At 55.0% G+C, this 25,131-nt stretch carries 23 protein-coding genes; 11 read left to right on the top strand and 12 right to left on the bottom strand.

Features of this window, described 5'->3' with window-relative positions; translation table 11 throughout:
• Positions 1–52: 52 nt before the first annotated feature.
• Complete coding sequence (gene xni, locus MT343_RS08915) at positions 53–820, bottom strand: flap endonuclease Xni (protein WP_145468852.1); 768 nt, start codon at positions 818–820, stop codon at positions 53–55.
• Positions 820–2,652, bottom strand: coding sequence for an ABCB family ABC transporter ATP-binding protein/permease (locus tag MT343_RS08910; RefSeq protein WP_145468853.1), 1,833 nt, complete (start codon positions 2,650–2,652; stop codon positions 820–822). The genes xni and MT343_RS08910 overlap by 1 nt, the downstream gene beginning before the upstream one ends.
• A 59-nt stretch (positions 2,653–2,711) precedes the next feature.
• On the opposite strand from MT343_RS08910, the gene MT343_RS08905 reads away from it, so the two are divergent.
• From MT343_RS08905 to MT343_RS08895, 3 genes are all read left to right on the top strand, one after another.
• Positions 2,712–3,776: a M14 family metallopeptidase gene (locus tag MT343_RS08905; RefSeq protein ID WP_145468854.1), complete on the top strand. Its 1,065-nt coding sequence runs from the start codon at positions 2,712–2,714 to the stop codon at positions 3,774–3,776.
• 145 nt (positions 3,777–3,921) lie between these two features.
• Complete coding sequence (locus MT343_RS08900) at positions 3,922–4,632, top strand: TorF family putative porin (protein WP_145468855.1); 711 nt, start codon at positions 3,922–3,924, stop codon at positions 4,630–4,632.
• 14 nt (positions 4,633–4,646) lie between these two features.
• Positions 4,647–5,501: an alpha/beta fold hydrolase gene (locus tag MT343_RS08895; protein WP_145468856.1), complete on the top strand. Its 855-nt coding sequence runs from the start codon at positions 4,647–4,649 to the stop codon at positions 5,499–5,501.
• Here MT343_RS08895 and MT343_RS08890 read toward each other — a convergent pair.
• The 3 genes from MT343_RS08890 to MT343_RS08880 all read right to left on the bottom strand — a co-directional run bounded on the left by MT343_RS08890 (position 5,419) and on the right by MT343_RS08880 (position 8,146).
• A complete protein-coding gene (locus MT343_RS08890; RefSeq protein ID WP_145468857.1) occupies positions 5,419–5,958 on the bottom strand; it encodes a hypothetical protein in 540 nt (179 codons plus the stop codon). The genes MT343_RS08895 and MT343_RS08890 overlap by 83 nt on opposite strands.
• Positions 5,959–6,119: 161 nt before the next feature.
• Entirely contained in the window at positions 6,120–7,307 is a 1,188-nt protein-coding gene (gene rhlB / locus MT343_RS08885; RefSeq protein WP_255449030.1) for an ATP-dependent RNA helicase RhlB, read from the bottom strand.
• A gap of 284 nt (positions 7,308–7,591) precedes the next feature.
• Entirely contained in the window at positions 7,592–8,146 is a 555-nt protein-coding gene (locus MT343_RS08880; RefSeq protein ID WP_145468859.1) for an elongation factor P hydroxylase, read from the bottom strand.
• Positions 8,147–8,312: 166 nt separating this feature from the next.
• Between MT343_RS08880 and MT343_RS08875 the strand changes: the two genes are divergently transcribed.
• From MT343_RS08875 to MT343_RS08855, 5 genes are all read left to right on the top strand, one after another.
• Positions 8,313–9,677, top strand: a complete 1,365-nt coding sequence (locus MT343_RS08875) for an MATE family efflux transporter (protein WP_145468860.1) — start codon at positions 8,313–8,315, stop codon at positions 9,675–9,677.
• Positions 9,678–9,779: 102 nt separating this feature from the next.
• Positions 9,780–10,610, top strand: a complete 831-nt coding sequence (gene mtgA / locus MT343_RS08870) for a monofunctional biosynthetic peptidoglycan transglycosylase (protein ID WP_145468861.1) — start codon at positions 9,780–9,782, stop codon at positions 10,608–10,610.
• 74 nt (positions 10,611–10,684) lie between these two features.
• Complete coding sequence (locus MT343_RS08865; RefSeq protein WP_145468862.1) at positions 10,685–11,962, top strand: TIGR03862 family flavoprotein; 1,278 nt, start codon at positions 10,685–10,687, stop codon at positions 11,960–11,962.
• A 114-nt stretch (positions 11,963–12,076) separates the two neighbouring features.
• Positions 12,077–13,369 carry a GGDEF domain-containing protein gene (locus MT343_RS08860; protein ID WP_145468863.1) on the top strand — a complete coding sequence of 431 codons (1,293 nt, stop codon included), beginning with the start codon at positions 12,077–12,079 and terminating at the stop codon, positions 13,367–13,369.
• 67 nt (positions 13,370–13,436) lie between these two features.
• Entirely contained in the window at positions 13,437–13,610 is a 174-nt protein-coding gene (locus MT343_RS08855; RefSeq protein WP_145468864.1) for a DUF1289 domain-containing protein, read from the top strand.
• 60 nt (positions 13,611–13,670) lie between these two features.
• On the opposite strand, the gene MT343_RS08850 is transcribed toward MT343_RS08855, so the two are convergent.
• The gene (locus tag MT343_RS08850) at positions 13,671–14,705 is read right to left on the bottom strand and encodes an NADP(H)-dependent aldo-keto reductase (protein ID WP_145468865.1); all 1,035 of its coding nucleotides are present in this window, start codon (positions 14,703–14,705) and stop codon (positions 13,671–13,673) included.
• Between the two features lie 367 nt (positions 14,706–15,072).
• Between MT343_RS08850 and MT343_RS08845 the strand changes: the two genes are divergently transcribed.
• Positions 15,073–15,954, top strand: coding sequence for an SDR family oxidoreductase (locus MT343_RS08845; protein ID WP_145468866.1), 882 nt, complete (start codon positions 15,073–15,075; stop codon positions 15,952–15,954).
• A 15-nt stretch (positions 15,955–15,969) separates the two neighbouring features.
• Positions 15,970–17,139, top strand: coding sequence for an acyl-CoA dehydrogenase family protein (locus MT343_RS08840; RefSeq protein ID WP_145468867.1), 1,170 nt, complete (start codon positions 15,970–15,972; stop codon positions 17,137–17,139).
• 12 nt (positions 17,140–17,151) lie between these two features.
• Here the strand turns inward: MT343_RS08840 and MT343_RS08835 are convergent, their stop codons facing one another.
• Together MT343_RS08835 and MT343_RS08830 are read right to left on the bottom strand one after the other, a co-directional pair.
• The gene (locus tag MT343_RS08835) at positions 17,152–17,754 is read right to left on the bottom strand and encodes a hypothetical protein (protein ID WP_243989491.1); all 603 of its coding nucleotides are present in this window, start codon (positions 17,752–17,754) and stop codon (positions 17,152–17,154) included.
• Between the two features lie 29 nt (positions 17,755–17,783).
• The gene (locus MT343_RS08830; protein ID WP_145468868.1) at positions 17,784–18,776 is read right to left on the bottom strand and encodes a tetratricopeptide repeat protein; all 993 of its coding nucleotides are present in this window, start codon (positions 18,774–18,776) and stop codon (positions 17,784–17,786) included.
• 231 nt (positions 18,777–19,007) lie between these two features.
• Between MT343_RS08830 and MT343_RS08825 the strand changes: the two genes are divergently transcribed.
• A complete protein-coding gene (locus MT343_RS08825; protein ID WP_145468869.1) occupies positions 19,008–19,700 on the top strand; it encodes a DUF6436 domain-containing protein in 693 nt (230 codons plus the stop codon).
• Between the two features lie 31 nt (positions 19,701–19,731).
• Here the strand turns inward: MT343_RS08825 and MT343_RS08820 are convergent, their stop codons facing one another.
• The 4 genes from MT343_RS08820 to MT343_RS08805 form a co-directional block, all read right to left on the bottom strand.
• Positions 19,732–21,792, bottom strand: a complete 2,061-nt coding sequence (locus MT343_RS08820; protein WP_186435888.1) for a transglutaminase family protein — start codon at positions 21,790–21,792, stop codon at positions 19,732–19,734.
• Positions 21,793–21,809: 17 nt separating this feature from the next.
• Positions 21,810–22,787 carry a DUF58 domain-containing protein gene (locus MT343_RS08815; protein ID WP_145468871.1) on the bottom strand — a complete coding sequence of 326 codons (978 nt, stop codon included), beginning with the start codon at positions 22,785–22,787 and terminating at the stop codon, positions 21,810–21,812.
• The gene (locus tag MT343_RS08810; protein ID WP_145468872.1) at positions 22,784–23,710 is read right to left on the bottom strand and encodes an AAA family ATPase; all 927 of its coding nucleotides are present in this window, start codon (positions 23,708–23,710) and stop codon (positions 22,784–22,786) included. The genes MT343_RS08815 and MT343_RS08810 overlap by 4 nt, the downstream gene beginning before the upstream one ends.
• Positions 23,711–23,911: 201 nt before the next feature.
• Positions 23,912–25,126 (bottom strand): O-succinylhomoserine sulfhydrylase, encoded by a 1,215-nt coding sequence (locus tag MT343_RS08805; protein WP_145468873.1) that lies wholly within the window; start codon positions 25,124–25,126, stop codon positions 23,912–23,914.
• Between the last annotated feature and the right edge of the window lie 5 nt (positions 25,127–25,131).

Below are 25,131 nucleotides of genomic sequence, written 5' to 3'. Positions count from 1 at the left end.
GCCAGCCGCTCTTGCTCCAACGCTTTTTGGCCCAAGCCCGCTATCTGAGGTCTCAGCGGCCGCTTTGCCAGCGTAAATCGTGCAGGTTAAACCCCAAAGGCACATCGGTTCGCAGCCTTGCCAGAACCCGCGTCAGCAATGCCGTCGGCCAATGCTCATTCAGCGCGTTACGTACTTTGGTATCACACTGCTCACGCTGCACCAGCAACACATCCAGCGATCCGAACTGATCCAGCAGATGCCCTGCAGTTTTCGGTCCGATGCCCGCCACGCCGGGCAAATGATTGGTGCTGTCGCCGGTCAGCGCCCAGAAATCGGCCAGTTGCTGGGGTTTGAGGCCAAATTTCTGCTCAACCATCAGCTCATCCCAGGTAAAACGGTCAAAATGATTACGTACACTCAGGCGTGGATTCACCAGCTGGCAGAAGCCTTTATCGGTCGACAGAATCGTCACCTGCAGACCGGCAAAAGCAGCTTTACTCGCCAGTGTGGCCATCACGTCATCGCCTTCCCAACCGGCCAGATCGAGGCAAAACACGCCTGACTGCTGAAAATAACGCTGCATATCGGCCAGATCGTGCTGCAAGGCTTCTGGCATCGGTGGTCGGCCCAGCTTGTAATCCGGCCATAATTCATGGCGCCAGGTCTGGCATTTCTGCTCAAATACCATCGCCACATGGGTAGCCTTGGCGTATTCCGCATTACGCGCAATGGCACTTAAACAACGGCTGCGGGTTGCCTCCAGCGGTAATTCGGTGTCGGCTGCCGCCGCATAAATACGGCGGATCAGGTTCATTGCATCAACAATTAACAGGTGCATTACTTTTCCTCAGCGTCCACATGCTCAGCAGCATCCGATTGCTGTTGCGCCTGCCACAATGCGGCATAGGCACCGCCGGCAGCCAGCAATTGCTGGTGGGTGCCCTGCTCGACCACCTGACCATTCTCCAGCACCGCAATACAATCAGCATCAACGACGGTCGATAAACGGTGAGCAATAATCAGCGCCGTATGACCACGCGCCACTTCACGGATTTCGGCCATAATGCCACGCTCGGTATGGGAGTCGAGTGACGAAGTCGCTTCATCAAACACCATAATTGCCGGGCGTTTAAGCAGCATACGGGCAATGGCGATGCGCTGTTTTTCACCGCCGGACAATTTCAGCCCACGCTCACCAACTAGGGTATCCATACCATCCGGGCATTCATTCACCAGTTTCTGTAAATGCGCCATACGGATCACCTCGGCAAGTTCAGTATCTGTTGCCTCGGGGCGGGCGTACAGCAGGTTATTTTTCAGCGTATCGTTAAACAGCACCGTATCCTGTGGCACGATGCCCAGTGCCTGCCTTAATTGTTGCTGCGGCACCGACTGTATGGGCTGACCATCAATCAGAATCTCGCCCTGCTGTGCATCGTAAAAACGGAATAATAATTTGGTCAGGGTCGATTTACCGGCACCGCTGGAACCAACCACCGCCAGTGTTTTTCCGGCATCCAGGGTTAAATTCAGGCCGCGTAAAATAGGCCGCTCCGGCTGGTAAGCAAACTGAAGATTACGGAATACCACTTCACCCTGGCCGACCTGCAGGGTTTCCGTGCCGTTATCTTTGACCGCTGACTGCTCATCCAGCAGCTCAAACATACGCTCGATATTGGCCATCGACGCTTTAATTTCGCGATAAACAAAACCCAGAAAATTCAGCGGTACAAACAGCTGGAACATAAAGGCATTCACCAGGGTAAAGTCACCCAGAGTCATGCGGCCAATCAGTACATAGTAGGCTGCGAATAACAGCATTGAGCCCATCGCGACACTGACAATCAGTGCCTGCCCGCTGTTCAGACTGAACAGCGAAAAGCGGTTCATACGCCGCGCCTGCTCCCACTGCGCAAGCGAGCTGTCATAAGCCTCAGCTTCGCGCTGCTCGGCGGTAAAATATTTGACCGTTTCATAATTCAGCAGGCTGTCTAGGGCGCGGGCATGGGTGGTGGAATCCATACGGTTGGCTTCACGCACATAATGGGTACGCCATTCTGTGACTTTTACCGAATAGGCCACATAAGCCACGACCGCCACAGCGGTAATTATGCCGAACACCGGCGGGTAGTTGGCCAGCAACAAGCCGATTACCAGAAACAACTCGAGGAAGGTCGGAATAATATTGAAGATCATAAAGCGCAGCAGAAAACTGATACCGTTGGTGCCACGCTCAATATCACGCTGTAATGCGCCGGTCTGGCGGTTTAAATGAAATTCCAGGCTCAGGGTATGCAAATGCTCAAACACCTTCAGCGCCATGCGCCGCATGGCCCGCTCGGTTACCCGGCCAAACAATAAATCACGCACCTCGCCCATAAAAACGTTTAAAAAACGCACGGCGCCATAAGCCAGCAATAAAGCCAGCGGAAACCATAACCACCAGTCCGCCGGATTAATGGCCTGTTTGTCGACTGCACTCAGGTGATCGACCTGATATTTCAGCAGAAACGGCATCGACACACTGGCCAGCTTCGCCCCCACCAGACACAACAAAGCCGCAAGAACGCGCCAGCGATGCTCCATCAGATACGGCCATAGGGTTTTCACCCAGTGCCAGCCGCGGTAACGGTCCGGAGGAGTATCGGGCAGCGACTGGGAAGATTTCATCGAATTGTTACTCTATTCTGGTAAAGAGGACGGCTGAGCAGAATAAGGATGCAGCCAACGTGATTCAACGGATTTACCAAATTAATAAAGCCCTGCCCGAACTGACCGAACTGGAACAACTCATTGAGCAAGGCCGCCATCATCTGCGGGTATCCGTTCCTGCTCATATCCAACAGGGTTCATTCAGGTTGCCGTTTTATGTGCTGGAAATGGGCGCCACCACACCATTGGCTCCGACACTGGCACTGATCGGCGGCGTACATGGTATCGAACGTATTGGCAGTCAGGTGATTTTATCGTTCCTACGTACCCTGCTGCGCCGCCTCGACTGGGACCCTACCGCCATGGAAATGCTGGCCCAGATCCGGCTGGTGGTTATTCCGATCGTGAATCCCGGCGGCATGTGGAATAACAGCCGCGCCAACCCTAACGGCGTTGATTTAATGCGTAATGCGCCGGTCGATGCAATTGGCAGCACACCCTTTCTGGTCGGCGGACAGCGCATCAGCCGTCACCTGCCCTGGTATCGCGGACGCAAAGGCGAACCTATGGAGACAGAGAGTCAGGCCCTGATCGACAGCATCCGCGCCAGTCTGAAATATCAGAAACACTGCATCACCCTCGATTGCCATTCAGGGTTTGGCTACAAAGACCGCATCTGGTTTCCCTACGCCAAAAGCACCGAACCCTGGCCCGGACTGCCGGAAGCCTGCGCCCTGACACAATTGTTTGAACACAGCTACCCCAGCCATAACATGTACCTGTTTGAGCCTCAGGCGCACAGTTACACCACCCATGGCGATCTGTGGGATTACCTGTATGACGACTACATGGCACAGCAACCTGATGGCCTTTATCTGCCGCTGACACTGGAAATGGGTTCCTGGCTGTGGGTGAAAAAAAATCCGCGCCACCTGTTCCGTTACCACAGCCTGTTTAATCCGATTCTGCCGCACCGGCATCAGCGCATTCTGCGCCGCCATTTCACTCTGATTGAGTTTTTAATGTCAGCAGTGCGAAGCATGCCCACCTGGGCACCTGACAACGCTGCCGATAAACAGCAGCTGTACCAGCGTGCCTGCGACCGCTGGTATCCATACAACCGTAGCGGCCCCAACCTCTGAAGCGGAACTTTCAGCCCCGGCGCTTGCCCGAAATAGCGCCCGGCCAGTGTCACGCCAGCAAATACACCACAAACACATCACAGCGCCGCAGAAACATCGTATGATAGCGGCCTTTATCTGATCACTAACGGAAAGCGCTAGTCACATGTCTGTATTCCGCCCTCTGCTTACTGCCTCTGCCGCTCTGACGATGCTGGCAGCCACCACCGTCCATGCCGAACTGAACGCCAATCTGGGTCTGACTTCAGAATACGTTCGCGATGGTGTCAGTCAGACCGGTGGCAATGCAGCCCTGCAGGGCGGCCTGACCTTCCGCCATGACAGCGGTTTTTACACCGGCCTGTGGTCTTCTGGTCTGGACCGCAAAGGTGATCATGCCACCTACGAGCACGATGCCTTTGCTGGCCTGTATCTGCCGCTGAGTGATGGCATTGCGATGGATATTTCCGCGACCCGCTACACCTTTGCCGGCGACGCCAGCATTCAGGATCAGGCCTACAGTGAAGGAACGCTGCGCCTGCTGGTCGACGATGCCCTGACACTGGGCTGGCGCCACAGCGATTCCTATCTGGATTCAGGATTTGCCAAACGCAGTCTGGAACTGGGTTACACCATCCAGACCGATAGCTTTTCGATTGAGTTTTTTACCGCCCAGCACCGCTATCTGGAAATCAACGACGACTTTAATTTTGGCGGCGGACACAGTGATGATTACTGGCAATTCCGCGTCGGCGTTGAACGCAGCTACGGTCCGTACGACTACCGTCTGAGCATCGACCGCACCAATCTCAGTTCAGATTACGATGCCGGCACCACACTGCAGTTCAGTGTGCACCGCTATTTCAACTTCTGGTAACGGAATAACCTGATATGCGCATGGATGCTCAGCAGGACACTCAACAATCCCAGCCCGAATGGGTACTGATCCGCGGCCTGATCCGCAGCCGCTTTCACTGGGGTGCCTTTCCCGACCAGTTGCTCAGCCAATTACAACAGCAGCAACTGGCACCATCGGCATTACTGTTGCCGGAGCTGGCTGGTAATGGCGAGCGCTTCCGCGATAAAACCCCCTTCAGCATTCATAATATGATGCTCGATATCCGCCATCAGGTGCAGAAACTCAGTCCGGACAATACCCGTCCGCGGGTTCTTGTCGCCATTTCGATGGGCGCGATGATCGCCAGCGAATGGGCACGCTGCTATCCGCAGGAAGTCGCCCGCCTGCACCTGATTAATACCAGTTTCAGTAATTTTTCGACGCCCTGGCAGCGGATGAAAATCCGGCCATTATTAGGATTTCTGCGCAGTTTACGCAGTTCAGACAAGCTTGAAGCCGCCATTCTGAAGTGGACGCTGAATATGAAAGACAGCGAATGCCTGCTGCCGCTGTGGTGTGATTATGCTGCCGCTCATCCGCTGTCATTACGCAACGGCCTTGCCCAGTTACTGGCCGCCAGCCACTTCCACGGCCCGGCTCAGGCGCCACTGCAGGATGCTTTTTTCTATAACAGTCTGGCCGACCGTCTGGTAGATGCAGCCTGTACACGCCGCATTGCCGAACGCTGGCAGAAAAATCTGCTCAGCCACCCCAGGGCGGGGCACGACCTGCCGATGGATGATCCGGATTGGTTAATTCAGCAGATTATTGCGAACGAGCAGACATCCATGGCACACAAAGATCCGTCTCAGCTTCCGCGCCCCGCTGTCGCTGACATAAGCCACTGAACACGGGCGCAGTGATGTTCAGCAAAGCATCACTGCCCTGTAAATGAACATCGACCCCACGCGGGAACTGCACCTCGCCGTTATCGGCAACGCCTGATGGAAAACTCAGCACGTTGCGGTAGTACCCCAGAAGCTCCGCACCTTCGAACACCAGCAGGCTGAAAAACTGCTCGTAATCATCACCGCGCACCCGCTCAAGACCAATCAGCGTGCGCTGATCCAGCCGGCCAAAGTAATAAAACGACATAACGTGATCGTTCGGGCTGTCATCGAGCAAGGCCGAGTTGCGGGTATAGAGATAACGCTCGACCCACTCAGGCGTTACCTGAGCGGCCTGATTCGCGGTTTCAGCGCTGACCATTTCAGACGCGACCGCTTCAGCAACAGTCGCCGGAGTAACCAGCAACTGCCAAAACAGAAGTGCAAACAGCGTGGCAAAACGTGGCAGAAAGGCCATCCCGCTTTCTGCGCCCCGCCGGGGGGAGAAGTTACCCCGGCCTGACCGGGACAACAGAGTGAACGGCAACAGCATCCGCCAGCAACTCCTGTTCAATAACGGTTCAATCTACCCTTTGACAGCCATCCTGCAGCATCCGTCCGATGCCACAGTGCAACGGTTCAGGGCTGCGTCAGTTCCAGCTTGGTGCCCAGATATTTCTCCAGATCCGGCAGTACGAACGCATCATCTTCGGAAATAAAGCTGACCGACACCCCTTTTGCCCCGGCACGCCCGGTACGGCCGATACGGTGCACGTAATCTTCCGGGTCTTCAGGCAGGGTGTAGTTGATCACATGGCTGACGCCGTCAACGTGGATACCGCGACCGGCAACATCCGTTGCCACCAAAATGCGAACGTGGCCGGAACGGAAACGTTCCAGTGTTCGGATACGTTTTTCCTGCGCCACTTCACCCGACAACAGCACCGCCACATGGCCGTTTTTGTTGAGTTTGTCACACAGGTTACGGGTCAGGTCACGACGGTTGGCGAAGATAATACAACGCTCCGGTTTTTCGTCGGCCAGAACCCGTTCCAGTTGTTTGTATTTGTCGCTCTCAGCAACCAGATAGCAGCGTTGTTCCACCCGATCGGTCGCGACCTGTTCAGGCTCAATAACCACTTCCAGCGGGTCCGTGGTCCACTGATCAATCAGGATGCGCACATCGTAGTTGAAGGTGGCGGAGTACAGCAGCGTCTGACGCTGATCTTTGGTGGGCGTGGCGCGGACAATACGGCGCACATCCGGAATAAAGCCCATATCGAGCATACGGTCGGCTTCGTCCAGCACCAGCACTTCAACCTGATCGAGGAACACATCCTGACTGCGCATAAAGTCAATCAGACGGCCCGGCGTTGCCACCAGAACATCGACCACATGGTTACGCAGCTGTGCACGTTGCTTCTCGTAGTCCATACCACCAACGATGGTTACAACGTTCAGGCCGGTGTATTTCGCCAGACCTTCCGCGTCTTTACCGATCTGCATTACCAGTTCACGGGTCGGCGCGATTACCAGGGCACGGGGCTCGCTGGCAAAACGCTCTTCCGGCTTAACAGTAAGCAAACGGTTGAGAATGGTGAGCAGAAACGCCGCCGATTTTCCGGTACCGGTCTGCGCCTGTCCGATGGTATCGCGGCCACGCAGTGCGGCTGGCAGACTTTCCGCCTGAATCGGGGTGCAGTACTGGAAGCCCAGTGCATGAATACCGCGCATCACGGAATCCGGCAGATCCAGATCGTGGAAACGGGTTTTAGCCGGGTCAACGTCTACTTTGAAGTCATCGATGGACCATGGTGTATCGTCAATGGCCGGGCGCTGCTGGTCGTGCTTGCCGCGCGTCTGGGACTTTTTGTTGTCCGCCTGACCGCCATGGTGAGGCAGATGGGCCGCTTTGTGGGTGTCTTTGGCTGGCTGATTGCTTTTTTTACCGCCACGTTTGGCGTTTTTATTGTCTTTTGCGCTGAGATCCGCGGGCTTTTTCGCCCCTCGGCCCTGCGTTGCGGGCTTACTGCCCGATCCCTGTTTTCCGGCCGGTTGTTTCTTACCGGTTACGGCCTGCAAAAATTTCTTTAACAAAAGCTACTCCGCTTCTAAATTCGTTCCGGTGCAAACAAGTGCACACCAAATAGTGACTGGCGCTGATAATAATCTAACAGCGCCTTTTTTAATACTTCTGCCCGTGGTGGCAGGCCGTGTTCGAGGTAATAGCAGGCCTGAACCCAAACCTCCTGGCGAAAACGCGCAAGCCCGGTTTCTACTGCGGCGGGATCACCATTCAGGTTGTCAGTGCTGACATAAAAGCGCCGGCCACAGGCCTCCGACAGAATCCACTCTACCGCCTGAGGTTTTACCTCCACCTGCTCAAAGGCGCGCTGCTGCTCTGCGCTGCGGCCATCCGGTTCATACCAGTAGCCAAAATCGACCTGTTTGCGCCGCTCCGGCCCGGCAATGCACCAGTGGCTGATTTCATGCAGCGCCGACTCATAAAAACCATGGGCAAAGATCAGCCGGTGCTGCGCATGCTGGTCATCAGCCGGCAGATAAATGGGCTCGTCGCCACCAGCCATCAGCAGGGTATTTTCTGTCTCCTGAAACAGACCGTTAAACAGCCGCATCAGGTCGTTGATATCGAGTGGAATCGTCATAAACCAATAACAATGAATTCACAGAACAGCACTGGTCTGTACCGCACTTTCAGGGCAAAATGCGCAGCTTCTCAACAGTGCATTTTTGTATTCGCAGCCAGCGCTGTTGTCCCCTGCGACCCTATTGCCTGCTCAGAACCCTGAGCTGCGCACGGACACTACCGGCATGACGTTCAAAGCTCAAGAAATAAGAGCCCTGCTTAAACTGACTTTTCCTATTCTGGCCACCCAGCTTGCGCAGATCGGCATGGGCACCGTTGACACCCTGATGTCCGGCTATGTCAGCACCCGCGATCTGGCCGCCGTCGCCATTGGTACCAGCCTGTGGCTGCCCACCTGGCTGTTTCTCGCCGGCGTTCTGGTGGCCTTATCGCCGCTCGCTTCCGGCCTGAACGCCGCGCGCCGTAACGACGAACTGCCCAATCTGCTGGCCGCGGCACTGTGGGTGGGGATCGTACTGGGCAGTCTGGCGGGGCTGTTGCTTGGGGCTGGCTCTTCCGCCCTGCCGCTGCTGGTGGATGATCCGGTTACTGCGCGTATTGCCGCGGAATACACTCTGGCGATTGCCTTTGGCATGCCCGGCGCCGGCGTGTTTCTGGCCTACCGTTTTTACGCCGAAGCACTGAACGAGCCGGGTCAGGTCACCCGCATCATGCTGACCGGCTTGCTGATGAACGTACCGGTTAATGCCATCTTTGTTTACGGCCTGTTTGGCATGCCGGAACTCGGTGGCGTGGGCTGTGGTATCGGTTCCAGCCTGATCTTTGCTGGCATGGCCATCGCCATGGCACGCAACACCCGTAAGAAGCGCTTACCGGCAGAATACCCTCTGTGGCGCCATGTGTTGCGCCCGGTGAAGGCTCAGGTAAAAGAAATGCTGCAGATTGGCGTACCCATTGGCGTGGCGATCTTCTTTGAAGTCAGTCTGTTCTCCGTGATTGCCCTGTTCCTGACCGAGCTGGGCCCGACCATTGTTGCCGGCCATCAGGTGGCGCTGAACCTGTCGTCGCTGACCTTTATGATTCCGCTCAGTCTGGGCATGGCCTTAACCGTACGCGTGGGCCACTGGCTGGGTTCCGGCCAGTATGTTCTGGCGCGGCGCACCGCCTGGATTGGCATCGGTCTGAATTTTGGAATTTCGATGTTTAACGCCAGCGTGATGGTGCTGTTTGCTGCCAGTATCGCCCGTCTCTACTCGCCAGACCCGGCCGTAGTCTCCACCGCCGCTGGTCTGCTTTTATTTGCCGCAGTGTTCCAGTTATCGGATGCGATCCAGGTCGCAGCAGCCGGTGCTCTGCGCGGGTATAAAGATACCGTCGCCGTGATGCTGATTACCTTTGTTGCTTACTGGCTGATCGGCCTGGGCCTTGGTTACTGGCTCGCCTTCGGTGAGCGGATGAGCATGGGAGCCGAAGGTTTCTGGACCGGCCTGGTGGTCGGATTAAGCGCTGCCGCCGTCGCATTGGGCTATCGTTTGTACAGGGTCAGTCATCGTCCGGATACGCAAACCGATACTCAGCCAGCCAGCTAAACAGACTCCCAGCCAGACACCGGGCCAGATATCCGGTCCGGCGGTCCGAGGGCTCGCGGTTACGACATGACGACCTGAAATCCACTACACAGGAGCCGCAGGTTGTCTTATTCACTGAAGTACAGACTTAGCTATTGGTTTAACTATCCGCGCCGCTGGCTGAGACGTTTATTATTGCTGACCGGGGCGCTGTTCTGGCTGCTGCTGTTATCTTCTGTCGCCTGGCTGAACTGGCTGTTACAGGATGTGCCGGACGCTGCGCAGCTTAATATGAAGAATTTGCAGCAACAGGCCATCAACCGTACAGAGCAACGCCTTGAACAGGCCAGCGGCATTGACGTGATTACCCCTCAATGGCTGCCACTGGATGCTATCAGCCGCAATCTGGTGTATGCCGTGGTACTAAGCGAGGATGCCGATTTTTTCAGCCATCAGGGCATCGATTATGACGCCCTGCTCGCCGCACTGGGCGAAAATATCAAACAGCGCGAATGGAAATACGGCGCCAGCACCATCAGCCAGCAGACCACTAAAAACCTGTTTTTCGACAACCAGAAAACCCTGACGCGCAAATTTCAGGAGCTGGTTGCTACCCGCCATCTGGAACAGGCGCTGAGCAAAAATCAGATTCTGGAGTTGTACCTGAATATGGCCGAATTCGGCCCCAACCTGTATGGCATCGCCGCTGCCAGCCATTACTATTTCCGCAAACCCGCCGCCGGGCTGAACGCTGCCGAAGGCGCTTTTCTGGCCCTGCTGCTGCCATCGCCACGGCGCTATCACTACACACTGGTGCAGAACGGCAACTGGTCTCCGAGCCTGCGTAAAAAAATGCAGCGCATTCTGCGCGATATGCGCTTTAAGGATTACATCAGCAGCGAGCAGTACGACGACTTCCGCAGCTGGCGTTATGCGGGGCTGCCAGACGACTGAGCCTGACTGCAGTAATCCATAGCCAACATGATAAACTGCCGGTTTTTCTGCCCGCCCACACAGTCCGGATTACCATGAGCATCAGCATTTCATCTTCTGCCTCACCGCGCATTGCCGTGATCGGTGCCGGCCCTGCCGGTCTGATGGCCGCCGAACGCATAGCCCGACAGGGTCTGGCCGTTGAGGTGTTTGATGCCATGCCCAGTGTGGCGCGCAAATTCCTGCTCGCCGGTGTCGGCGGTATGAACATTACCCACGCCGAAGATTACGCAGATTTTGTCAGCCGTTACGGCAACGCCAGCCACTGGCTGCGGCCGATGCTGGATGATTTTACCCCGGATAATCTGCGCAGCTGGATTCATGAGTTGGGCATCGAAACCTTTGTCGGCACCTCCAACCGCGTGTTCCCCAAAGATATGAAAGCCGCCCCGCTGTTACGCGCCTGGCTGCACCGTCTGCGCAGCCAGGGCGTCAGTATTCATCCGCGTCATCACTGGCAGGGCTGGCAGATGGAAAACGGCAAACAAATCTGGTGTTTCAGCACGCCAGAGGGCGAAAAGCACCAGCAGTTCGATGCGGTGGTACTGGCCTTAGGCGGCGCCAGCTGGCCTCGTCTTGGCTCCGACGGTCAGTGGTGCGATCTGCTGACACAACAGGGCGTCAGCATTGCACCGCTGCTACCCAGCAACTGTGGTTTCGAGTTGCCCTGGAGCAACTTTATCCGCGAGCGTTTTGGCGGCACGCCACTGAAAAACATTGCCTTATCGCTGACCGACATCCATGGCCAGCCATGGTGCCGTAAAGGCGAATTTATCGTCAGTCAGTACGGTATCGAAGGCAGTCTGGTCTATGCCCTGAGTGCCCCGCTGCGCGATCTGATGCTGAGCAATCAATCAGACAAGCCGGCGCGACTCTCGCTCGACTGGCTGCCACAGAACAGCCATGAACAGGTCCTCAGTAAGCTGCAGCAACCACGTAAAGGCATGAGCTTCGCCAATATACTGCGAAAAAAACTGAACCTGCCGGCAATCACCAATGCATTACTGAAAGAGTGCTGCCCGGAGCTTGATCTGCACGATCATCAGGCTGTCGCCAGCGCGTTAAAATCCATGCCATTGCCCTGCCCGACCGCCACGCGCCCGATCGCCGAAGCCATCAGCAGTGCCGGAGGTGTTACACAAAACGCCGTCAATGAAGGTCTTATGCTGAGCGCCCTGCCCGGTGTTTTTGTTGCCGGGGAAATGCTCGACTGGGAAGCGCCGACCGGTGGATATTTATTAACGGCCTGTTTTGCCAGCGGTAAGCGTGCCGGTGATGGTGTCTGCAACTGGCTTGCCAGCCACAGCGAATAATGCGGAAAGATAACGCCGGGGCTTCTCTCCACAGCAACCAATGCTAAAGTTTGAAGATAAAAGAGCGCAACCAATACAGCACGACACCACATACCACAACACAGGACCCGTTGAATGGAAAACAGCTACAGCCATCTGGTGCATATTCAGAGTCACGACGAACTGCGCCTGTATGAGCTGATCCCCAATGTTGTCTGGATTTTTGATCTCGACCGTCACGGCTGGTGGTGGGGCAATCAGGCGGCCATTGATTTCTGGGGGCTGAAGACCGTCGACGAACTGATTAATAAAGATCTGTCCGGTGACACCCAGGGTGCCAAAGACCGCACCGCACAGACCTTCGAACTGGCGGCCCGTCAGGGGCTGACCATCGATCCCTGGACCACCTACCCTAACGGCAAGCCAAAAACCCTGCATATGATGCACCGCGCCGTGTTGCTCGGCCCGCAAAAACATCGGGGCATCATTGCCTATATCAACGAAGAAGTGAATCTGGGCGAAACACCGGAAAATCTGCTGCTGGTCGAAGCCATGCGTTACACCAATGTACTGGTCACAAGCTTTACCTTTGACGGCGCCATGGTAATCGAAAACCCGGCAGCAACGGAGGCCTATAAACAGATTAATACAGCGGCACTGACGGATGGTATTACGGAATTTTCTGCACGTTTTGCCGACCCGGCAGAAGGCGCCCGTTGTCTGGAAAAAGCCATCGCCGAGCGGGGCGGCCGCTGGACACACCGCATGCAAACCTCTGCCGGACTGCGCGACCATACGCTGGATATCCGCATTACCCGCCACCCGCTGAGTGGTGATTTTCTGATCCTGATGTCGGAATACGATGTTACCTCACTGCACAAAGCCCTGCAGGATGCCCGTGACGCACAGGAAAAACTGCAGCAGATGGCCTACTACGAAGCTCTGACCGGACTGCCGACCTTACATTTATTTCAGGATATGGCCCGCGCGCAGCTGACTCATGCGCAGCGGATGAAAGAAAAACTGGCCGTTATGTTTATCGACCTCGACGGTTTTAAAAACGTCAACGACAGCTATGGCCACGAAACCGGCGATCAGGTGCTGAAAAATGTGGCACAGCGCCTGAAAGATAATCTGCGTGCTTCCGATCTGCTTGCGCGTTTTGGCGGCGATGAATTTGTCGCCCTGCAACTTGATGTAAAAAGCGCCGATGATGCCATCCTCTTTGCCAAGAAAATTATTAAAGTTCTGGCTGAGCCCATAGCGACCCAACAAGGCAATATCACAATCGGCGCCAGCGTGGGTATCGCCCTTTATCCGCAACACGGACAAGATCTGAAAACACTGATCAACAAGGCCGACAAAGCCATGTACCGGGTAAAGCATGCGGGCAAAAACGGTGTCCGGCTGGCCTCCGGCGATGAGTAATGACAGGAGTTAAGCCAGGATCTGATAACACTAATTAAACAGGCCCCAACAGGCACAGGGAGGATTTATGCAAGACAGTGCTTCACCCTGCACCCGTAACTGTTGCCTTAATGATCAGGATATTTGTCTGGGCTGCTACCGTTCACTGCGTGAAATTCTTTTTTGGCAATCGGCCAGTGCGGAAGAAAAGCAGATGATTCTGCGCAATTGCGCAGAACGGAAACAGAAATCAGGAAAATAAAAAGACACAAAAAAAGAAAAGTACCCACTGATTATTCAGCGGGCGTTTTCGTACGACGCATTAAGGGCAAGGATTGGAATGCACTTTATGAATGGCGTTAATACGTTCAAGTATCTCCGCCGTTAATACCACATCCGCCGAATCAATATTTTCCTGCAACTGTTCCATAGTGGTTGCGCCAATAATATTCGAAGTCACAAAACCCTGCTGAGTAACAAAGGCCAGCGCCAGAGTCACCGGACTGATTCCCAGATCCGCTGCCAGGTCGACGTATTTCTGTACCGCCTGTTCCGCATGCTCACCCTTATAGCGGCTGAAACGTTCGAACAAGGTGATGCGCCCTTTAGGCGGAAGCTGGCCGTTCAGGTATTTACCACTGAGCACACCAAAGGCCAGCGGCGAATATGCCAGCAAACCAACCTGTTCGCGGTGAGAGACTTCCGCCAGGCCAACTTCATAGCTGCGGTTCAGCAAATTATAAGGATTCTGAACGCTCAGAGGTCGCGCCCACTGATTCTGATCAGCAATCTGCAGCACCTTCATCGTGCCCCAGGCGGTTTCGTTCGACAGACCGTAATGGCGGATTTTACCTTCGTTAATCAGTTCCTGCAGCGCGCTCAGTGTTTCTTCCAGCGGTGTGCTTTCCAGCTCCTGATGTTCGTAGCCCAGCTTGCCAAAAAAATTGGTTGGCCGTGCCGGCCAGTGCAGCTGATACAGATCGATATAATCGGTCTGTAAACGTCGCAGACTGTTTTCTACGGCTTCACGGATATGTGCACGGGTTAATTGTGGACCATTGCGCAGATGAGTCATCCAGTCACCCGGGCCCGCTACTTTACTGGCCAGAATAACCTTGTCGCGGTTTCCGCTTTTAGCAAACCAGCTGCCGATGTACTGCTCAGTACGCCCCTGGGTTTCGCCCTTCGGCGGTACCGGATACATCTCAGCGGTATCGAAGAAATTAATACCACGCTCCAGCGCATAATCCATTTGCTCATGTGCTTCCACTTCCGTGTTCTGCTCACCCCAGGTCATGGTCCCCAGACAGAGTTTGGTTACCTGTAAATCGCTGCTACCCAATGGTCGCTTTTGCATCCGTTATTCTCCGCTGCCAGTTTAATGGCCGCATTATGAAGAACTGAGCAGCAACTGATAACCCTGAACGCCTGAACACCCTATGCAGGAAATATGAACAGTAGACTTTTACTGAAACTTAAAAACAAAGATAACGGTATAAAAATTATCAAGCCACAACGGCCGACATACACACCCCCTCAAGCCCTGACGAAACCTATCCCGGGTTACAGATGCTCAAAATATAACGGTATAAAAAATAAGCCGAGTGGCGATAAACGACCGTTGCCTACCAAGCACTTGCTTGGTAAGTTGATTTTAATAACGATATTTAAATAACAGCAACCGGCCACGCAGGCCGGTACCACGCACACCATGGGGACGCTTTATGCCGTATCAATCCACGCTGCGCGCCGGCATCTTTGCCGGCAAAACCTTAATTGTTTCCGGAGGCGGCAGTGGCATTGGCCGCTGCACTGCCCACGAACTGGCTTCTCTGGGCGCCAACGTTGTGCTGATCGGGCGCAACGAAGACAAACTGCACAGGGTATTGGGCGAAATTCTGGAAGATGGCGGTCAGGCCTGCTGCTACAGCCTGGATATCCGCGACGAAGAAGCCGTGACCGCCACCATTGCCACCATTGTGGCTGAGCACGGCCCGATAGCCGGTCTGTTTAATAACGCCGGCGGCCAGTTCCCCTCCCCGCTCGAGTTTATTAATAAAAAAGGCTTTGAAGCGGTGCTGAATACCAACCTTACCGGTACCTTTCTGATGATGCGCGAAGTCTATCGTCAGTCGATGCAGAAACACGGTGGCGCCATCGTCAATATGACCGCCGACAACCTGAACGGCATGCCGGGTATGGGGCATTCCGGGGCTGCCCGTGCCGGGGTGGAAAACATCACAAAAACCGCGGCCTGGGAATGGGGGAAAAGCGGCGTACGGGTTAATGCCGTCGCACCAGGCTGGGTTGCCTCCAGTGGCTTTGATACCTACAGCCCGGCAATGCAGAAAACCATCCGCAACCTGCGCCATCACGTACCGCTTAAACGCATCGCGACCGAAGCCGAAATCAGTTCTGCTGTCTGTTTTTTATTAAGCGAAGGCGCCAATTTTATCAGCGGTGTCTGTCTGCGTGTCGATGGCGGTTCATCGATGGGTTCGGCACCGGCCATTATTCCGCTGCCGGATAAACCTGCCACCAACAGCGAATCATTCAACGGTTTTCATCGCTATGAATTACCCGATGTGCTGAAAAATAACGACTAACGGAAGGAATCTCATATGCTGACGTTTGACTCGCTGCGATTAGCCAGCCCCTATTACAACGACAACCATGCCGAATGGCGCAGCCAGCTGCGTAAATTTGTCGAACGCGAAATCATGCCCCATGTCGACGACTGGGAAGAAGCCTGTGATTTACCGCAAGCACTGTGGCATAAAGCGGCCGAGGTCGGCCTGCTGCAACTGGGCTATCCGGAACAATACGGTGGTCTGACTGAAGGCACCGATATTTTTCATACCATTATTGCTGTGGAAGAACTCAGCCGTACCGGCGCCGGTGGTATTTATGCCACGTTAATGGTGCATGGTATTGGCCTGCCGCCGGTCGTGCATTTTGGCAGTGATTATTTAAAAGACATGGTGATTCCAGCGGTATTAAGTGGCGAAAAACATATTTCATTAGCCATTACCGAACCCGGCGGCGGCTCAGATGTCGCCAACCTCAGCACCAGCGCCGTGCGTGATGACGACCACTATATTATTAACGGCAGCAAAACCTTTATTACCGGTGGTATACGTGCCGACTGGTACACCGTTGCCGTGCGTACCGGCGGCGAAGGTGTGGGCGGTATTTCCATGATTTTAGTGCCGGCCGACGCCGCAGGTTTCAGCCGTACGCCATTAAATAAAAAACAGGGTTGGTGGTGTTCGGACACAGCGACCTTGTATTTCGATAATGTACGGGTACCGGCCAGTTATTTAATTGGCGCTGAAAATCAGGGGTTTATGCCCATCGTACATAATTTTAATAATGAACGGCTGGCGTTAACCGCCGGTGCTTTAGCCAGTGCCAAAGTCTGTATCGAAGAAGCTGCCGCCTGGGCAAAAGAGCGTAAAACCTTTGGTAAACCACTCAGCAAACATCAGGTTATCCGCCATAAATTTGCCGAAATGGTGCGCCAGGTGAATGCAACCCAGGCTTATATGGACAGCTGCGCCTGGCAGATTCAGAACGGTAAAGCCAAACCCGCCGATATTGCCTTATTAAAGGTGCAGGCAACCATGGTGATGGAATTCTGTGCCCGGGAGGCATTGCAGATATTAGGTGGTGCCGGGTATATGCGCGGTTGTAAAAGCGAGCGTATTTACCGTGAAGTACGGGTTAATGCCATTGGTGGCGGCTCGGAAGAAATTATGCGCGATCTGGCCGCCCGTCAGCTCGGTCTTTAAAGCACCGGCCTTTCAGAAACCTTCAGGCGTCGTCCGGCTTAATTGCCGGCGACGCAAAACAATAATCAGCATCAGCGCCATACAGGCCAGCGCCACCGCCAGTGGAAACAGCAGCGTAACCCAGGAATAATGTTCCAGAGCTGCAACCACCAACAGATTACGTAATAAAAATAAGGCAAAAAAACCGAGCGACTCCGACTGCGGATACGCCCAGGCTTTACGCAGTGTCGGGCCAAAGCCCAATAAATCCACGGTGGTTAAAATAATAACCGCCATTAATGCAGAATCACTGAAATACCAGAATGGCAGCGACGATAAAGCCGCAATAAAAAATAACCAATCCAGTTTTGTGATAGCCAGATCACCCCGTTTTAAAAACGCCAGACAGGCGATAAACAATGTGATACTGGCCGACAAGCCTACCGCCCAGGCACCCGCCCCGCCGTTATCACTCAGTTGCGCGAAAAAAACCACCAGAGTGGTAATTCCCCAGATCACCCAGGAAAACACATGGGCCTTAATCGCACCGGTCAGAATTCCGCGGATATAAGGTAAAAAAGCACTGAAAGTAATGATCATCGCCAGAGCACTGGCGAGTACTTTAAAAGACATCATTATTCTTCATCCGGGTAATTCAGGGTCGGTTATAACGGCAATGCTGGCAATTCAAACAACCGGCGGCGATAGCGGTTAGCCAGCACACGATCCGGCAGAATATCAATCAGTTCAACCAGCCGTGCCTGCACCTGCTGATAGTCAGCGTCTTTTGCAAGCGAGGTAGACGCCTGCGGGTTGTCGTGGCAACGGGACTGTAAAAACTCCAGCAAGGACTCCAGGGCTGCCGGATAATCCCCCTCCGCGGCCAGTGCCGCCGAAAGCGCCAGTACCAACTGCCCCTGCTGCGCGTCCGGGTGCGCTAATTGCTGACGCAACACGCTGATATCATCCGCCGGCTGTTGCCACTGCTGGCGTTGTAACGCCAGCCGGGCCTGTGCCTGTTGCAGTTTCGGTTCGCGCAACACACTGAAATCGGCGGCGGCCAGCCAGCCTTCAGCCAGCTGAATCAAAGCACCACGTTCTGAACGCGGCAAGCAACCAAGCCCTTCCAGCAAGACATTCAGAATATCGGCCAGCATCAGTGCTGTACTGCCCTGTGCACCACAGGCAAGCTGGCAGGCCTGATTCAGACTGAATGCCGCCTGATCTGCATCAGCGGCAGCAAAGGCACGCTCTGCCTGCTGCAGACAGCCGGATATCAGAACACTCTCCTGCGCTGGCTGCCTGAGCCAGGGCTGAATAAAGGCGCGGATCTGTGATTCGGTAAGTGTCTGCTGAAAGCGATCAACCTCCATGCCGTTCTGCAGCAACAAGACCGCCGGCAAACCTTTAACCGCAAAGCGCTGCAGCAGCTCGGGTGACTGTTCTGCATCGACCTTGAACAACAGTATCTGCCCGTTAAGCTCCAGCACCAGCTTTTCCAGTAATGGCAGAATTGCCCGACAAGGCGCACACCAGCTGGCCCAGAAATCGAGCAACACAGGAACCCGGGCAGCGGCCAGCTGCGCGGTCAACTGCTCTTCGGTCAGCGATACAATCCAGGGAGGTTCTGCCAGAGCTGGCGCTGAGGGTTCCGTCATAGTGAACGCATAAGTGTCTGCAAAGCTGCGTATCCTAACGCTCTGGAGATTAAATGCCACAGCAGATAACCCAGTGAGCGACAAATACAGCCGGCACAATTCCGCGGATCAATAACCAGCACACGCCAAAAATATAACGGTATAAATTAATAAGCCATAGGCACAATATGCGGCAATCCTGAGGTATACTCGCCCCTACCCGGCCAAACCCAACCAGCAGCGAAAAGCCCCATGACCAAACCTGCACTTTCCAGCAACAAACATCCGGCTGGCACGCCGCTACCGGCCAGTTCAGCAAAGAATATCTGGCTGGCCCTGCTGGTCAGTGTCTGGCTGCTGGCAACCCTGGCCGGCTTATGGTGGTTTCAGCAGCAGAATGTCCGCCCCTTTGTGAGCAACAACGACGATACCCGTTTCTGGCAGGCCAGCCAGGTCGGCCAGATGCTGCAGCCATTACTGCAACTATTACCACCGTCTGCGGTCCCGGAAGGCACAGACAAGCCCGTGCTTTTACTGCATTTCTGGAACCCCGATTGTCTGTGCAACCAACTCAGTCAGCGCCATTTTGATGGCCTGATCAGTCAGTTTAACCCCGGGCAGTTACGTATCGTGGTGATTGCCGCTCCGGGCACCAGTGATGAACAGCTACAGAATTTCCGCCAGCTGAACGGTGCGCGAATGGAGGTGATTCGCCAGCCCCTGGGCCTTGATTTGCCCCTGCCCAGCAGTCCGGCACTGGCTTTGTTAAGCCCGCAAGGTGAACTGGGTTATTTTGGCGCCTACGGCTTCGGCGCTCTGTGCACCGTCGCCAATGATGACTTTTTCCCGAATATTGTGCGCGAACTGGGCACAAAGGGTTACGGCCCTTTTGCTAACGTAGCGGGTGATGGCTGCTTCTGCGCCTGGCCGGCACAGAAGCAGTAATCACTGCAATGCCCGGCTGAACCCCGCTGGTTCAGTCCCTGCCCGCGCGCAGTTGGCGGCGAACCTTAGCCATGGCATGCAGTAACTGACGCTGTTGTTTTTGTATCTGGTGTTTATCCACCTGCGGCTGATACAGGCTGCGGTTAATCTCTCCGGCCAGCCAGCGCAGCAAGCTCTGCTGCTGCGGGCAATGCTGCTCAAGACGCTGCAGATAACTGCCTGCTGTTTCTCCAGCCTGCGGCTCTACCCCCAGTTTTTGCCCTTTTTCCTGCAACCGCTGCCAGCTGCGCATAAAAGGTGACAAGGGCACCGGGCGCTGGCGCCACCAGACAACCAACGAAGCCAGCAGGAAGAAACCGCCAAAGCTGCCACCCAGCACATAAAGTCCCTGCTGGTAGTCTTCCAGCCCCAGCCAGCCATTAAGAAAACTCTTTTGCCGCTTGCCGTCATACGACAGCACCCACAGCTGCCAGTAATAGTTCAGGCTGTCCATTTCCATACGCAGCTTGTTTAACCAGCTGACGCCTTTGAAACGATGCGGTGACAGCAGATTATCCTGCAGGAAGGTCCCCTCTTCAGCGACCGCATGCTCCAGACCGAACTCAATACGCTGCGGCGCAACCGCCGCCGTCGGATCAACCCGCACCCAGCCGCGTCCGCTAAGCCACACCTCCGTCCAGGCGTGGGCATCGTACTGACGCACAGTTAAATAACCGTCAGCAGCGTTCCATTCGCCGCCCTGATAGCCGGACACCACCCGCGCCGGAATCCCTGCCGCCCGGGCAAGAAACACCAGCGCACCGGCATAATGGGCACAGAAGCCGCGACGCTGATTAAACAGAAAGTCATCAATTTCTTCGCTGCCCATCAGCGGTGGTTTCAGGGTGTAGTAAAAATCCTGCTCGCGGAAATGGCGTAACAACCCATTAATGTACGCGGCATCATCGACCGCCCCTGCACGCTGCTGCTGCGCCCAGGCCAGCGCCTGCGGATTACGATCACGCGGCAATTGCAGATTCTGGCGTTGCTCAAGCCCTGCCAGGCCATCTTCACTGATGCTGACCGAAGGCCAGGACAGGGCCTGATAACGCTTGCGCTCATGTAATGGCCGCCGCACAACCAGGCGGTCATCCATCGTCATGCCAATGCGCTCTTCCTGCGCAGCAACACCCCGCAGGGCAAACAGCCACTTCTGGCTGGTTGCCTCCTGAATAATTTCATAGCGAATCAGCCCTTCAGCGCCCGCCGGCGGCTGCCAGCTTTGCGGATACCACTGCACATCGGAAGTAACGCCACTGGGCTGCCAGCGCCGGCCATCGTAGTCATCCAGAACCAATGCACGCCAGTAAAGCTGCTCGCGAGGCGGCACCTGGCCATCACTGAACGACACACGGAAAGCCAGCTCATCGGACTGACTGAGATCGGCAATATCACCCGGCGCCATTTCTGCCGACAAACCGGTTTTTGCCTTACCTGACTGCAGCGCCATGCTCCACAGCGGCGCCAGGCGCGGAAACAGCAGATACAACACCAGCATCAGCGGCAGCGACATCAGCAGAATGGCGGCGGCCAGCTTTGCTGCGCGACGGCTGCGGCGCACACTCTGCGCATCATGGGAGAAGCCGTTCTGATGCAGGGCAACCAGCGCACTGGTCAGCAACCACACTGTCAGAATGCCGTATAAACCCGCCAGAATGCCCTGATCAAAGAGAAAGCCGGTGCCGAGCAGGAAGTAGCTTAAAAAAACCACCACATAGCCATCGCGGCGGTTTCGCATTTCCAGCAACTTCAGCAAGCTGGCGGCAATCAGGAAGGCGGCCGCACTTTCCAGAGTAAAGGTTTTCTCAAAGGCCACTACGACCGCGGCCGACGCAGCGAATACCGCCACCGCTTTGGCCCAGCGGTTCGGGTAGGATAATCGCCCCAGATGCGTCAGCCCACGCCACACCAGAACAAACAGCGCCAGCCCCCACATCCACAGTGGCAGGTGCTGTCCGTGCGGCAGTAAAGCGGCCAGATTACTGCCCAGCAACCACAACAAGGCGCTGCGCGGAATCTGCAGATCGGTATTCGGATGACCGGTGCTGCTCATTAAGCCCCCGCTTCGACTCATAGCGCCCCCCGGTCAAAACCATACAGGGCCAGCGCTTCAAGACAGCGGTCACGATGACCTTCACTGTGATCCGGAGCGATGTCCTTACCCGGAAGACGCAGGCCGTAACGCCAGCCCAGCTGGTGCGCCTGCAAAACCCAGCCACAAAGACGCGACAAACGCACTTCCGTGCTTTGCGGCGCCAGTACATCCCAGTCGAGCCAGCAGGTGGCACCTTCGTCATGGTCAAAATCTTTACTCACCAGACCTTTGCCGCGGGCCAGCTGTTTCCAGGCAATCTGGCGCATGGAATCACCCGGCTGATAATTACGCAGCCCCTGAAAATCCTGCTGACCGGACACACTGGATGGCGCTCCGGCCAGCTTATCGCCCTGCTCTCCGGCGGCAAACACAAAGGGTACGGTTTCCGGTTTCGGATAAACCAGCGCGTTAAAGTCGAGTTTGATCCAGGTCCAGGTGTTGAACAGCCCCAGCGGGAAGCGTGAATCCAGCCGCAAACGCTCAGCCTGCAGCGGCCCACGCTTATGAGTGCGGAAACTCAGCGCCAGGGTACGGGTCTGGGCAGTATCGACATCGGTCAGTTGTGCCGGATTGTCGGGAAAACCCAGTAATAAGGCTTCATGAAAGCGCTTGGGAGCCGCGATCAGGTGCAGCGGTAACTCAATCACATCACCGGCAAAACAGGGATACGCCCGCCCGGCCGCCAGCGTCAGTCCGGACAGGTTACGGAAAGTGAACATCATCGCCGCCAGCGACACACTGAACAGCCAGAAGGTCAGGCCATAAATCAGGCTGTTCTGGTAGTTTATCGCGGTCAGCAACAACACAATCAGCAACAGCGTGAACAGCAGCCCGGTACGGGTTGGCAGAATAAAAATAGACTTATGATTAAGCGTTACCTGAGGCGCCGGCGGAATACGCCGGTCAAGCCAGCGTTTCCAGCGCGCGCGCCAGCGACTGGCGAGTGTCGTCATACCAGAACCGGCACCGTATTGAGGATACGTTGCGATACGCTGTGCGCGCCGCCATCGGCCGCTTCTGCCAGACGATGATCAACCACCGCCGGCAGCACCGCCTGAATATCCTCCGGCAGCAAGTGCTGACGGTTACCATCCACCAGAGCCCAGGCCTTGGCACTGCGCAGCAAAGCCAGCGCACCGCGCGGTGATAAACCGTACTGAAAGCCCCCCTCATAACGGGTAAAAGCAATAATGCGCTGCACATAGTCCAGCACACTGGCCGAGGCCTGCACGCTGTTTACCTGCTGCTGCAGCTGCGCTAATTCCTGCGTGGTTAAAAGCGGCTTGAGGTTGCTGGCCATGGTGCGGCGGTCACGTCCTTCGAGCAGTTCTCGTTCAGCCTTCTCATTGGGATAGCCCAGCTGAATACGCATTAAAAAACGATCAAGCTGAGATTCCGGCAACGGAAAAGTTCCCGATTGCGACACCGGGTTTTGTGTAGCAATCACGAAAAACGGCATAGGCAGTGGCCGGGTTTCCCCTTCCACGGTCACCTGCCCTTCTTCCATCGCCTCAAGCAACGCACTCTGTGCTTTAGGCGTTGCGCGGTTAATTTCATCGGCCAGCAATAACTGGGTAAACACCGGCCCCGGATGAAAGCGGAAGCGGCCAACATCCGAACCGCTTTCACGCTCAAAAATACTGACACCGAGAATATCCGCCGGTAATAAATCAGAGGTGAACTGAATGCGGTTATATTGCAGACCCAGCACTCCGGCCAGCGCATGGGACAAAGTGGTTTTACCCATGCCGGGCAAATCTTCAATCAGCAGGTGACCACGGGCCAGCAAACAACTGAGCGCCAGCTTGAGCTGCTCTTCTTTACCGAGAATGACAGCACTGAGTTGCTCAAGCGCACGTTGAATAGGAGTGGTCATAGTGTTTCCTGTTACTGCCCATCGTAAAATTCAAGCATAAGTGACTCAGGGTTGCAGGGAAATGGGCAGACACTCAGGCTGAGGAAAGAAGCACAGAATTGCGCGTAAAGAATGGTCAGACTGATATCCGTACGGGGAAAAATGAGACAAAAAAAACGGGAATAACCTGCGTTATTCCCGTTCTTTTTTACTCGCGGATATTCACAGTGCGTCCAGACCGCGGGCCAGATCGCGCTGAATATCATCGATATTCTCCAGACCCACAGCAACACGCAGCAACGCCTGAGAAATACCGGCTTTCTGCCGCTCGTCTTCACTCAGGCGACCATGCGTGGTGGTACCCGGGTGAGTAATGGTGGTTTTAACATCACCGAGATTAGCGGTAATAGAAATCATGCGGGTGGCATCCACCACCTTCCAGGCTTCTTCACGGCCACCAATCACTTCAAAGGATAAAACACCGCCAAAACCACTCTGCTGCTTTTTCGCCAGAGCATAGCCCGGATGATTTTCCAGACCACAGTAGTTCACGGCTTTTACTTTCGGATGCTGCTGCAGCCATTGCGCCAGCTGCAGTGCATTCTCGCTGTGCGCTTTCATGCGCAGCGACAATGTTTCCAGACCTTTGGTGAACACCCAAGCATTAAACGGGCTCATGGTCGGACCTGCTGAACGCAGTACACCAATAACAGGTTCAATCAACTCTGACGAACCAACAACCGCACCACCGATACAACGTCCCTGCCCATCGATGTACTTCGTTGCAGAATGCACCACCAAATCGGCACCCCACAGTAAGGGTTTTTGCAGCGCCGGTGTACAGAAGCAGTTATCAACCACAAATAAAGCGTTAGCCGCTTTGGCGATCGCAGCAATACCTTCCAGGTCAGCCACGTCATTTAATGGGTTGGATGGTGATTCCAGAAAAAATAAACGGGTATTTTCCCGGGTTTTATTTTTCCAGTCGTTCAGATCCAGCAGATCGACATAATCGATTGATACATTAAATTTACGCAGGAATTTTTCGAACAGCATAATAGTGCTGCCAAACACACTGGCTGAACACAATACGTGATCACCGGCTTTCAGATGAGCAATCGCCACCGCATAAATTGCCGCCATACCAGACGACGTTGCCGCACAGGCCTCACCACCTTCCAGCGCCGCCAGACGATCTTCAAATGTGCGTACCGTCGGATTGGTGTAACGCGAATAAACATTACCCGCTGACTCGCCACCAAAACGCGCTGCGGCTTCAGCAGCAGAATTAAACACGTAACTGCTGGTCGGAAAAATCGCTTCAGAATGTTCGCATTCTGCACTGCGTACCTGACCGGCACGAACAGCCAGCGTCTCAAAGGCACAGCCTTCGAGATCAGACTGATAACGATCATTAAATTGCGAAAAATCGTTCATAGCAC

It is taken from the genome of Venatorbacter sp. C2-1 (genome assembly GCF_022832715.1).
Classification (GTDB): Bacteria; Pseudomonadota; Gammaproteobacteria; order Pseudomonadales; family Oceanobacteraceae; genus Venatoribacter; species Venatoribacter alkanivorans.
This window is presented reverse-complemented; position numbering and strand designations above follow the sequence as displayed.